Genomic DNA, 13101 nt, shown 5'->3' with positions numbered 1-13101 from the left:
TTATAATGATAAAGCTGTTATGTTAGATTAAGTATGAATATAAAGGAGAAATGATGAAGAAAAAATTTTTTAATCAATCTTTTTCCCGCTTTTCAATTAGAAAGTTAAGTGTTGGGACTTGCTCGGTATTGTTAGGAACCTTTATGGTCATGGCTACTTCTCCAGTGCAAGCGGATGAAGCTCAAGTCAACAATAAGGAACAACAAACGCAGGCGGAAATTCAACAGAAGGAAAAAAGTGCTGAGAATGGACAGGAAGTCATTTCTGAGCCTCAAAAAGTGGTAATACAGAACGAAGCGGTTAAGGAGCTGGAGGATAAAGCTGAACCGTCCAAAACAGAAGTATCTGCACCAGTCTCTCAGAGCCAACCAGTTTCTCAAGTTGACAATACGAAGGAAGCGAGTCAGCCTTCTTTAGATGAGGATAAAAAGCAGTCTCTAGAATCAACTCAAACTGAGCAGAAAAGCAAGGAAGAAAGTGGCTCTAGCGGGAAAACTTCTTCTAGGCGCAAGAGATCGCTAGATGAAGTCAATGCAGAATTTAAAACTCATTCGCCAATCAAAGATATCCATGCTGTAGATAGTGTTCGTGAGTCCTTGACTTTTAGTATTACTGGACACGAAGCAGATTATTCTGGTGGGTATATCAAAATTCATTTCCAAAATGGGAAGGCTATTAAATTGACCCCTTCTCCAGTTGGTGGTGTAAAGTTCAGCCAAGAAAAAACGAATGGGGACCTTGATTTAAAGATAGAACCTGCAAATCTGAGAGGTGGAGCAAACTATAACTTCGTCTATACTTTTCAGATAGATCCTTTGACTCAGAACTGGGGAGGTGCTGTCCAAGCCATTGGGCCAGACCATAAGGTGACCGCAACTGCTAAGCTCTATGACAAAAATGGCAATGTCCTCAAAGAACTTGGAAGCATTGAACACACATGGAAAGTCTTAGAAAACGGGGTGGGTGGCCTGACTCCAATGTCTGGCAATCAGGTCATTGGCTACGATCGAAATAACGATGGTATTGTCGACGATGATTCATCGGTCGTGTCCTACTATCTATTTAACGGTGCGAAAGATCCTAAGAATAATACGGCAAGAAATGATTACTTCAACTATGGAAATGGTGTCTTTGATGGTCGTATGATCAATGGTATGGGGATTAGTGATGTCGGAGGGCATATCATTGATCCTGTCACTTCTTATACCTATAATATAGAGTTAAAAGAAGGTTATGAATTGACAGATGAAGCTAAAGCTCTAGGATGGACTGCCGATGCGACGGGTTACCATCTGACGATTAACAGAGCTAACAATCCGCTTCAAGATATTAATAACAATAAAAATAAGCTCATTCCAATTTCTTTCAAGTTAAAGAATGCCAAAGTAGCAGATATCAATAGAAAAGCACAAAACCTAACTGTGACGGGGATCTATACAAAAGCAGATGGGACTAGTTATCAAAATACGGCTGTTCTCCCCTATACTCTCTTTGTTCAAAAAACTGATCAGCCAGAATCTTCTCTCTTTGAGTTTAGACACTATAATCAGTCAGATTCGGAGATAATTCGTTCTTATGGTGAAACAGAATACCGTTCTTATGTTCGGCTCTCTTCGGTCGCTGAGGTTGAAAAAGATTATCTTATCAATGACTATACTGTCACTCATAAAATACAGGACCCACGAGAGTCTTATCGGGAAGTCAATGCGATTGAGGAGCGTTATTGGAATGAATTTTTCTCTTCGCCGGATGCATCTGTAGAAGTATACAATAAAGCTACAGGTGAGTTGTTAGGGACTTTTAATAGTAACACTCGCAGTCTACGATTGACGGAAGAGCAAGATGTGAAGGAACTGGAGTACAAGTTTAAAAATATCAAGATGAGGAAGTCCTCGACAAATGATACTTCGGCATTTTTTTTCCAGACCAAAACACGTTTTAATAATTGGGAAAGTCTCTATAAAGATTCGACGATTAGTAAGTTGGATTCTAGAACGGATTTCACTTTTAAGAATACTAGCAACACTGTTTCCTTCTCTCAAACGGCTTCAGCCGAATTGACGCGTGTTATCCAGCAAATTTCGATGGTTGGACGTCGTCGGACAGATGTTTTCAACCGACATACAGATGCTTCTGGTTTTAAGGAAGATTTTATCACAAGGACTGCGGGTAAAGACACCCCTACTCAGAACTTCGCAAACTTGACGGGAGTTTACCATTTAGCCTATTTGGCTGATCCACAATTAAACTTTAGTGGAAACCTTAATTTTAAGGTCTATTATAATTACAAAGATACTGGGAAAACTCTCTACTATGCCCAAGTGAAGGGAACCCCAGACTCCCCTATGCCCCCAACGCTTTTGAAGTTGGAAAACAAGACGATTCCGAATGGGACCTATACCTATAAAGCAATTGCTTTCTGGGACGAAGAACTTCCAGATGTTCAAGCTCAAAATGGTTATGATCTAGGTGAATTGGATGGTATTACCGTTACTTCGAAAAATTCGACCTCTCATGACTTCAATGTGGTCGTACAGGCGTCGGAAGCGAGCGGTGTCTACTCTGAAGTGAAGAGAGCTACAAATCAGCACTTTGCCTACAATACCCAAGAGCACTATCCTGGTGATGAGATTGATTTCAGAGTGACCTATAAAAACGCAGCTAAACAGTCAGTTTCAGATGTCTATGTCTTATCTTCTTTGCCGATGAAAGGTGATAAACAGCTGGAATCCAGAAATCGTGGCTCTGAATTTACAGTGAGTTTGACAAAAGCTCTAACACCACCTTCAGGCTGGGAAGTTCAATATAGTCGTACTGCGGGCACTGCTGCAGAAATTAATGCTTCACAATGGCTCACAGCAGACCAAGTGTCGGATTGGTCAGAGATTCGTGCAGTTCGTTGGCATTCGACTGCTCCGGTTGCTGCTGGAAGTAGGGTTCAATTTCCTATCGATGGAGCAGTTATCGAGCAAAATACAACCTCAGGTGCGAGAGCTTATCTTTCTTCGGCCATGGCAAATGGCAATTCTAAGTATACAGAATCTAATAATGTTTCTATCCAAATGTCCACCAAACTGTCATCTGCAAGTTTCACCTTTGTGGATGTAAACGATCCGTCTAAGGAAGTGCAACTAGGACAGGTAGACACAGTTGTAGGCAAACCTAATGGACCAATTTCTTATGATCCTGCTCGTCGAATTAAGGAATTGGAAGATGCAGGATATGAACTGATCAGTAACGATTTTACAGATCATACCTTTGGTGATTCGGCTAGTCCAAAACAATTCAAGTTTCAGTTTAGACACAAGATTACAGAACTAACCGAAACTGTTCGTGGAACTCGCGAAATTGATTATGAATATCTCAAAAAAACAAACCATTCTGATTTATCACTCCTTCCTCCAAAACATGTTGAGACTCATTCGTTTACTCGCACGAAGAGAATTGACCAGGTTTTGGCGAAACGGCAACCAAATGATGCGACAGCTGGTGTGACATACTCAGCCTGGTCTGCAGACCAAACTTGGTCTCAAGTGATTTCTCCTGAAATTCCTGGCTATTATCCAAGAGAGGATATTGATGCAAACACAATGTCGGGAGAAGGAGCTCTCGATGAATATTTATTGACCGCGGATGATCCTAGAGATGAAGAGTTGGAAAAAGAATTTACCTGGTATCGGGTGGTGTATTATGTTCCGCTTCCAGTTGTTCCATCAGCAAGTGCAGCGAAATCTAAAGGCTTTCAAGGGCAGAAGCAGGCAGCGACGATTCAATTTGATGAGGATAGAGCAAGCGAGAGCGAGGTCCACTTTACAAAAGGGACAACAACCATTAATGGAGCAAAGAAATCCGTTGAACTAGTCCAAAGTAGTGTCTTTCTTTATGATGAGAATGGACAAAAGGTAACTTCGCTAACCATTGCCGACCAAGGGACGTACGATTTAGATCTTGTAAATAAAACAATTGTTTTTACTCCTCTGAAAGCCTTCTATGGTCCAGCAACTCCAGTTCAAGTTGGAGTGGTGGATAAAAATGGAGAGTCGGCTGTAACGACCTATACCCCAGTTGTTGAGAAAGTAACGCCAACTGGTACAGGTGATAAGACAGAAGGTCTGCAAGGTCAGGTCCAAGAAGGTAAAGTGACCTTCACACCAGGCCATGACTCTGTTCCATTCCCAGCTGATTCGACACCACTATTTGACAATGGTACAGCTGTGAAAGAAGTGCCAAATGTTGGTAAGTTCGAAGTGGACGCAGATGGCAAGGTAACTTTCACCCCTGACAAACAGTTCAAGGGTGAAACACCAGAACTTGAATTGACTCGAGTGGATGTCAACGGCACTCCAGTTACTGTCAAGTACCAAGCGGTGGTAAAAGAAGTAGTTCCAACTTCAACGGATGCCACTTCAAATGGTATCCAAGGTCAACCGCAAAAAGGTACCCCAACCTTCACAGAAGGTAATCCATTGGTTCCAATTGATGATACGAAACCAATGACTTTCGAAGATGGACAGTCAACGAAAACAGTTCCAGGTGTGGGTGAATACAGCATCAATCCAGATGGTTCTATCACCTTTACGCCGGATAAGAAGTATGTTGGAACTCCAGCTCCAGTAACGGTTAGACGGGTAGATAAGAATGGAACTCCAGTCACTGCGACTTATACTCCAACAGTGACCAAGGTAACACCAACAGGAACTGGCGCAACCAGCACAGGCCCTCAAGGTGTTCCGCAAACAGGTACTCCAAGCTTCCAAGGTGGTGACCCACTGGTTCCAATCGATGAAACAGTCGAGCCAACCTTCGAAGATGGTAGCAAAGAGAAGACTATTCCAGGTCAAGGAACTTACACGATTGTACCAGACGGTACAGTGACCTTAACCCCAGACAAACAGTTTGTCGGAAACCCAGCTCCAGTCACAGTCAAACGTGTGGATAAGAACGGTACCCCAGTAACTGCGACTTATACCCCAACAGTGACTAAAGTGACACCTACAGGAACTAACGCAACCAGCACAGGTCCTCAGGGTGTTCCACAAACTGGTACTCCAACTTTCCAAGGTGGTGATCCACTGGTTCCAATTGATGAAACAGTTGAGCCAACCTTCGCAGATGGCAGCAAAGAGAAGTCTATTCCAGGTCAAGGGACTTACACAATTGCGCCAGACGGAACTGTAACTTTCACTCCAGACAAACAGTTTGTTGGAAACCCAGCTCCAGTAACGGTTAAACGAGTCGATAAGAATGGCACCCTAGTTACTGCGACATATACCCCAACAGTGACCAAGGTAACACCAACAGGAACCGGCGCAACCAGCACAGGCCCTCAAGGACTTCTGCAAATAGGAACTCCAACGTTTAAAGGTGGTGACCCATTAGTTCCAATCGATGAAACAGTAGAGCCAACCTTCGCAGATGGAAGCAAAGAGAAATCTATTCCAGGCCAAGGAACCTACACGATTGCACCAGACGGAACTGTAACCTTCACTCCAGACAAGCAGTTTGTTGGAAACCCAGATCCAGTTACAGTGAAACGTGTGGATAAGAATGGCACCCCAGTTACTGCGACATACAGCCCAGAGTTTACTAAGGTAACTCCAACTGGAACCGGTGCAACAAGTACAGGTCCTCAAGGACTTCCACAAACTGGTACTCCAATCTTCCAAGGTGGTGATCCACTGGTTCCAATTGATGAAACAGTCGAGCCAACCTTCGAAGATGGAAGCAAAGAGAAGACCATTCCAGGTCAAGGAACCTATACGATTGCTCCAGACGGAACAGTAACCTTCACTCCAGACAAGCAGTTTGTAGGCAAACCAGATCCAGTCACAGTCAAACGCGTAGATAAGAATGGTACCCCAGTTACTGCGACTTATAGTCCAGAGTTTACGAAAGTAACGCCAACTGGTTCAGGTGATAAGACAGAAGGTTTGCAAGGTCAGGTACAAGAAGGTAAAGTGACCTTCACTCCAGGCCATGATTCTGTTCCATTCCCAGCTGATTCAACTCCACTATTTGACAATGGTGCAACTGTGAAAGAAGTGCCAAATGTTGGTAAGTTCGAAGTGGACGCAGATGGTAAGGTGACCTTCACTCCTGATAAACAGTTCAAGGGTGAAACACCAGAACTTGAATTGACTCGTGTGGATGCCAACGGAACTCCTGTTACTGTCAAGTACCAAGCGGTGGTGAAAGAAGTAACCCCAACCAGCACTAACGCAACCAGCACAGGTCCTCAGGGTGTTCCACAAACAGGCACTCCAAGCTTCCAAGGTGGCGATCCACTGGTTCCAATCGATGAAACAGTTGAGCCAACCTTCGAAGATGGAAGCAAAGAGAAGACTATTCCAGGTCAAGGAACTTACACGATTGCACCAGACGGCACAGTGACCTTCACCCCAGACAAACAGTTTGTCGGAAACCCAACTCCAGTTACAGTCAAACGTGTGGATAAGAACGGCACCCCAGTTACTGCAACTTATAGTCCAGAGTTTACGAAAGTAACACCAACAGGAACTAGCGCAACTAGCACGGGTCCTCAGGGTGTTCCACAAACAGGCACTCCAAGCTTCCAAGGTGGTGATCCACTGGTTCCAATCGATGAAACAGTTGAACCAACCTTCGAAGATGGAAGCAAAGAGAAGACTATTCCAGGCCAAGGAACTTACACGATTGCCCCAGACGGAACTGTAACTTTCACGCCAGACAAACAGTTTGTTGGAAACCCAACTCCAGTCACAGTCAAACGTGTGGATAAGAATGGCACCCCAGTTACTGCGACTTACAGCCCAGAGTTTACTAAGGTGACTCCAACTGGTAAAGATACTTCTTCAGTTAACATTAAGGGTCTTGTTCAAACAGGTACGCCAACATTTGAAGGTGGTAATCCGCTTGTTCCAATCGATGAAACTGTGGCGGCGACATTTGAAGATGGAACAACTGAAAAAGTGATTCCAGGTGAAGGAACTTATGCAATCTCACTAGATGGCATCGTCACCTTCACTCCAGAAGCTAATTTTGTAGGAAAAGGAACAGGCGTAACGATTGTCCGCAAGGATAAGAATGGTACTCCAGTTACTGCAAGCTATCGTCCAACAGTTGTAGATCCATCTACTGGTCATGACACGGCTTCTACAGGAGCAAAAGGCCAACCACAAGTGGCAATACCAGTGTTTGAAGGACATATCGATTCGACTGTACCACCAACATTTGAGGATGGTAGCACGACTATGGTTGTTCCGGGTGAAGGAAGCTATACAATTGATAAAGATGGTAAGATTACCTTTACTCCAGAACCAGACTTTGTTGGTACAGCTAAAGGATTGGTTGTGAAACGTTTGGATGTGTATGGAAATGTAGTTACTGCTCGCTACACACCAACTGTCCTTGGACAAACACAAGTGAGTGATGCGACATCAGAAGGTCTTAAAGGTCAAACTCAGACTGGTAAACCAAACTTTACAGGTGATGTCGATCTGACAGTTCCGCCAACCTTTGAAGATGGAACAACTGAAAAAGTCGTTCCAGGTGAAGGAACTTATGTAATCTCACCAGATGGCACCGTCACCTTTACCCCTGAGGCAGACTTTGTAGGACAAGCCAAAGGTGTGAAAGTGATCCGTAAAGACCGTAATGGAAATATCATTTCAGGATTCTATACTCCAACAGTAGTAGAACTTCCAGAGCAAGTGAAGCCGTCTGATAAAAAAGAACTTTCAGTACCTGATTCGAAACCAGATCAATTGACCCAAAACATCTCTGTAGAAAAAAATCAACTTCCAAATACAGGAAGTCAAGAAGATGGTTTGAAAAATCTAGGAATTCTGACAGCCCTAGCAGGTGCCATGACACTTGGATTGCTAGGTAAAAAGAAACGAAACGATGAATCAGACTAATCATTTTTAAGAACCGAGAAATCGGTTCTTTTTTATGACATTTGTCATATTTCCTAGTGACAGAAGCATCTAGCTCAGTTAACTTCAAAGGACTATAATTGAAGTATGAAATGGAGGAAGAAAAAATGAAAAATAAAATGATTGTCGCAGTGAGTTTAGTAGCAGCAGGAGTTATGACCTATCTCATGTTTTCAGGATTGGACGAGGGTTTCTATCATTTTCCTTGGGAGCTCTTTGCTGGCTTTGGAATGATGTCTTGGCTTGTCAGAGAAGGTTTGAAATTAGTCAGAGATGTAAAAAAGGAGTTTGAGGAATGAAAAAAGCAATCATCTATTTCTTTATCGGCCTGTCACTCTTGGTATGGTTAGTGGAAATGTTTACTGGTTGGTTTGACCAAACCGTGCTTCGCCAATTTATTCGTGGTGCTTGGGGTTTTGGGTTTATGATTTTCGTCGTTTTCCCTATGGGAATGAAGTGGTTGAAAGGAGAATCTCATGACTGTGATTAAAGTTGAGAAATTGAGTAAGAAAATAAAAGACAAGGAGATCTTGCGGAACATCTCCTTTGAAATCAACGATGGTGAATGTGTCGCCTTGATCGGACCTAACGGAGCAGGTAAGACGACCTTGATTGATTGCCTCTTGGGCGACAAGTTCGTGAGCTCAGGTCAGATAGCTATTCAAGGCTTTGCACCAACAGATCCTCGATTAAAGCAGCTTATTTCTATCTTACCTCAAGAAAATACGGTGGTTCAAGACTTGAAAGTGAAAGAACTCTTATCCTTCTTTCAATCAATCTATCCAAACTGTCTCTCGAATCAAGAAATTGATGACTTGCTGAGATTTTCGGACAAACAGAAAAATCAGCTAGCGGGCAAGTTGTCTGGTGGGCAAAAACGTTTGTTCTCTTTCGTGTTGGCACTAATAGGTCGTCCGAAAATTCTATTTTTGGACGAACCAACTGCTGCCATGGATACCTCGACACGTCAGCATTTTTGGGAAATTGTCAATCAGTTAAAGAAAAATGGTATCACCATTGTCTACTCTTCTCACTATATCGAAGAGGTAGAACATACGGCTGACCGCATTTTGGTCCTCCACAAGGGTGAATTGATCCGGGATACGACACCTTATGCCATGCGTGGTGAAGAACAAGAAAAACATTTTACGGTACCACTAACTTATCAGGAAGTTATCAGCACTTTGGACCAGATTCAAGGGCTTGAAATCAAGCAAAATGCTCTTTCCTTCACAACCAAAGAAGCCAGCCAGGTATGGAAAGTCTTGCAAGAACAGGGCTGCATGATCGAAGAAATTGAAGTTCGCAATCGAACTCTCTTAGACAGTATCTTCGAAACGACTCAAGACTAAAGGAGATTGACGATGAAAAATATGACAAGTCTCATGAAAGTGGAAATCATTCTGATGAAACGGCAAGCAGTCTACTACTTGCTATCCATCGGACTTCCAAGTGTGTTTTACCTTATCTTTTCTGGTATGATGTCAGGGTCAGATATTCCAGAAATTGCTCTTCAAGCCTATCTTTTTGCCATGACGCTCTTTAGTATCATGTCAAGTGCTTTTTTCAGTATCCCAAGCACACTCGAGTCTGATAAGACAAACAACTGGCAAAAATTGATTCAACATTCTCCCGTATCTATGGTAGAATATTATGTATCAAAACTGTTCAGTACCCTACTGACTTTCTTGTTATCAATTACAGTTGTCTTTTCAGTTGGTCATTTTGTCCGTGGAGTGACTCTGCCTTGGCTTGACTGGATGGTAATTGGTGCTATTTTGCTGATCGGAAGCGTGGTCTTTATCAGCATGGGGGTCTTGGTGAGCTTGCTACCCAGTGCTCAACTGATGACGGTTGTTGGAAATATTGCCTATATTGCTTTGGCTGTTCTAGGTGGACTGTGGTTCCCCTTGGATTCCTTCCCAGAATGGCTCCAATCTATTGGAAAGCTGACTCCAACCTATCAACTGATGCAGGTCGTCTCTACTTATTTGGAACACCATGAATTTAATATTCTTTCTGCCTTGGTTGTGCTAGGCTATACAGTTTTCTTTGGTGTACTGGTAATCCAGCTGAAAAAAAGGATTGAGGTAAAATAAATCTATGTTGGAAAAATTTAAAAACATTCATTATATGTTTCATATTTCAATTGTGTTTATCATCTTTCCTATAGCGGGTGTCATCGTTGGAGATTACCCGCTTTTAACCTTGCTATGGACCCTACTATTTGTACTTGCCTTCTATTCGGTTTTAATCAGTCAGAATCGCACCGTGCAGTGGCTAGCATGGTGGTCCATGCTTGTCTACATTTTTTATACATCTGTTTGGCTAAGTTCAGGTTTCACATGGTTTATCTTTTATTTATCCAATCTCCTTATTTATGAGCTGGATGAGATTTCTTTTCACTCTTGGCGTTTTGTCAGTTTTATTGTCCTGCAACCATTTATTCTGACCGGAATCTATATGGTCAATCATGTTAGTCCCTGGCAGCTACTCTTTTTCTTGGTGACCTTTATCTTTTCCGATGCAATGACCTTTGGTCTTTATCGAATTCGATTGTCGGAGGACATAAAAGAAGAAAAGAGAAAGCAAAATGCTAAGCTTAATCTTTTCTTGGCTGAAAACGAACGCAGTCGTATCGGTCAGGATCTTCATGACAGTCTAGGCCATACCTTTGCCATGTTGAGTGTGAAGACAGATCTTGCCCTCCAGCTTCTTCAAATGCAGGCCTATCCTCAAGTGGAAAAAGAATTAAAAGAAATTCATCAGATCAGTAAAGAATCCATGAATGAAGTTCGTACAATTATCGAAAATCTTAAAACAAGAACCCTTGCTTCCGAATTTGCGACTGTTAAAAAAATGCTGGAAATTGCAGGAATTGAAACGGAAATCAATCACCAACTAGATACAGCTAGCCTAACTCAGGAATTAGAATCAACGGCCTCCATGATTTTGCTTGAATTGGTGACCAACATCATCAAACATGCCAAAGCATCGAAAGCTTACTTGAAATTAGAACGCACAGAGAAAGAGCTCATTCTAACAGTGAGAGACGATGGCTGTGGCTTTGCTTCTCTAAAAGGGGATGAGCTCCATACCGTTCGAGACCGTGTCCTTCCTTTTTCAGGAGAAGTAAAAGTGATCAGTCAGAAACATCCGACTGAAGTGCAGGTTCGACTACCTTACAAGGAGAGAAACTAAGATGAAACTACTTGTTGCAGAAGATCAAAGTATGTTGCGAGATGCTATGTGCCAGTTGCTTACCTTTCAAACAGATGTAGAGTCTGTACTACAAGCCAAGGATGGCCAAGAAGCAATCCAACTTTTAGAAAAGGAGCCCGTAGATATCGCCATTCTTGACGTAGAAATGCCTGTTAAGACAGGCCTCGAAGTCTTGGAGTGGATACGAGCAGAAAAGCTAGAAACAAAGGTAGTTGTAGTAACGACCTTCAAACGCCCCGGCTATTTTGAACGTGCGGTCAAGGCTGGAGTGGATGCTTATGTCTTGAAAGAAAGAAGCATTGCAGACCTCATGCAAACCTTGCACACTGTTCTTGAAGGACGTAAGGAATACTCGCCTGAATTGATGGAAGTGGTGATGACACACCCCAATCCGTTAACAGAGCAAGAAATCGCTGTTTTAAAGGGAATCGCTCAGGGCTTGTCTAATCAAGAAATCGCAGATCAGCTTTATCTATCAAATGGAACCGTCCGAAACTATGTCACCAATATTCTTTCGAAACTAGATGCTGGTAATCGAACAGAGGCAGCCAACATTGCAAAAGAATCTGGTTGGCTTTGATAAGAAGGGTTAAAAAATTCCGAAATGACAACTTGAATCAAAGGAAAACCATACTAGAAAGGAGGAGGCAAATTGCCTCCTTTTCTGGTTTAGAAAAGCGGTGAAAGCTAGTGTCAAAGAGTTAAAAGGTCAGAATAAAAATGAAAAATATCTTGACAATGAAGGAAAAATTGTGTTACAATAATAGACGGTACTTTTTACTTTTGGTCTCTCAAAAGTGTACAGGGACGTGCTGACAAATGTTGCAAAAGTACACACAGATGGTAGCTGTCACCAAGTGTATCATCACCAAAAATAAAAAAACACAGGAGAATGTAGATGCCTACAATTAACCAATTGGTTCGCAAACCGCGTAAATCAAAAGTAGAAAAATCTAAATCACCAGCTTTGAACGTTGGTTACAACAGTCATAAAAAAGTTCAAACAAACGTTTCTTCACCACAAAAACGTGGTGTTGCAACTCGTGTGGGAACAATGACACCTAAAAAACCTAACTCTGCCCTTCGTAAATTCGCTCGTGTACGTTTGAGCAACCTTATCGAAGTTACTGCCTACATCCCAGGTATCGGACACAACTTGCAAGAGCACAGCGTGGTGCTTCTTCGTGGTGGACGTGTAAAAGACCTTCCAGGGGTACGTTACCATATCGTCCGTGGTGCACTTGATACTGCAGGTGTTAACGATCGTAAACAAGGCCGTTCTAAATACGGTACTAAACGTCCAAAAGCATAAGGAAAGGGGATAAAGAGAAATGAGTCGTAAAAATAGAGCTCCAAAACGTGACGTATTGCCAGATCCGCTTTACAATTCACAACTAGTTACTCGTCTTATCAACCGCGTTATGCTTGATGGTAAACGTGGTACAGCTGCTTCAATCGTTTACGGTGCTTTTGAGCAAATCAAAGAAGCTACTGGTAACGATGCACTTGAAGTATTTGAAACAGCTATGGAAAACATCATGCCTGTACTTGAAGTACGTGCACGTCGTGTTGGTGGATCTAACTACCAAGTCCCAGTTGAAGTTCGTCCAGAACGTCGTACAACACTTGGACTTCGTTGGTTGGTAACCATCGCTCGCCTTCGTGGTGAACACACAATGCAAGACCGTCTTGCAAAAGAAATCTTGGATGCTGCGAACAACACTGGTGCAGCTGTTAAGAAACGTGAAGACACTCACCGTATGGCTGAAGCTAACCGTGCCTTCGCACACTTCCGTTGGTAATAAAATGATACTAAGAGCGGCAAAGGCCCAAGGCAAAAATAGGAAACTGGTGCAGTGTTCCGTGAACACAAAGCAGTTTATCTTTTTTGCACCGGGCCTCGCTCGGGTTCAAATCAGTTAACTTGAGCTTTTAGCCCGAGTTCAATTCAACTTGTCTACAAGTT

The 13101-nt window shown here is 42.6% G+C and carries 9 protein-coding genes; all 9 read left to right on the top strand.

Going from position 1 to position 13101, the window contains the following annotated elements:
• The first annotated feature begins 50 nt into the window (after nt 1-50).
• The gene (locus EL140_RS08330; RefSeq protein WP_002874853.1) at nt 51-7895 is read left to right on the top strand and encodes a YSIRK-type signal peptide-containing protein; all 7845 of its coding nucleotides are present in this window, start codon (nt 51-53) and stop codon (nt 7893-7895) included.
• 110 nt (nt 7896-8005) lie between these two features.
• Nucleotides 8006-8212 carry a hypothetical protein gene (locus tag EL140_RS08325; protein ID WP_000390738.1) on the top strand — a complete coding sequence of 69 codons (207 nt, stop codon included), beginning with the start codon at nt 8006-8008 and terminating at the stop codon, nt 8210-8212.
• Nucleotides 8209-8403, top strand: a complete 195-nt coding sequence (locus EL140_RS08320; protein ID WP_000709167.1) for a hypothetical protein — start codon at nt 8209-8211, stop codon at nt 8401-8403. Before EL140_RS08325 ends, EL140_RS08320 begins: the two co-directional genes overlap by 4 nt.
• Nucleotides 8390-9265, top strand: coding sequence for an ABC transporter ATP-binding protein (locus EL140_RS08315; RefSeq protein ID WP_000216045.1), 876 nt, complete (start codon nt 8390-8392; stop codon nt 9263-9265). The genes EL140_RS08320 and EL140_RS08315 overlap by 14 nt, the downstream gene beginning before the upstream one ends.
• A gap of 12 nt (nt 9266-9277) precedes the next feature.
• On the top strand, nt 9278-10012 hold the full coding sequence (locus EL140_RS08310; protein WP_000794227.1) for an ABC transporter permease: 735 nt from the start codon (nt 9278-9280) through the stop codon (nt 10010-10012).
• 4 nt (nt 10013-10016) lie between these two features.
• The gene (locus EL140_RS08305) at nt 10017-11114 is read left to right on the top strand and encodes a sensor histidine kinase (RefSeq protein ID WP_002874851.1); all 1098 of its coding nucleotides are present in this window, start codon (nt 10017-10019) and stop codon (nt 11112-11114) included.
• Between the two features lies 1 nt (nt 11115).
• Nucleotides 11116-11715 carry a response regulator transcription factor gene (locus tag EL140_RS08300; protein WP_000772071.1) on the top strand — a complete coding sequence of 200 codons (600 nt, stop codon included), beginning with the start codon at nt 11116-11118 and terminating at the stop codon, nt 11713-11715.
• A 318-nt stretch (nt 11716-12033) separates the two neighbouring features.
• Nucleotides 12034-12447, top strand: a complete 414-nt coding sequence (rpsL, locus tag EL140_RS08290) for a 30S ribosomal protein S12 (protein WP_001142332.1) — start codon at nt 12034-12036, stop codon at nt 12445-12447.
• A gap of 19 nt (nt 12448-12466) precedes the next feature.
• Nucleotides 12467-12937, top strand: coding sequence for a 30S ribosomal protein S7 (gene rpsG / locus EL140_RS08285; protein ID WP_000087873.1), 471 nt, complete (start codon nt 12467-12469; stop codon nt 12935-12937).
• Nucleotides 12938-13101 lie beyond the last annotated feature (164 nt).

The organism is Streptococcus oralis ATCC 35037 (assembly GCF_900637025.1).
Lineage (GTDB): Bacteria > Bacillota > Bacilli > Lactobacillales > Streptococcaceae > Streptococcus > Streptococcus oralis.
The sequence above is the reverse complement of the archived record's forward strand: the minus strand, read 5'-3'. Positions and strand labels throughout refer to the sequence as shown.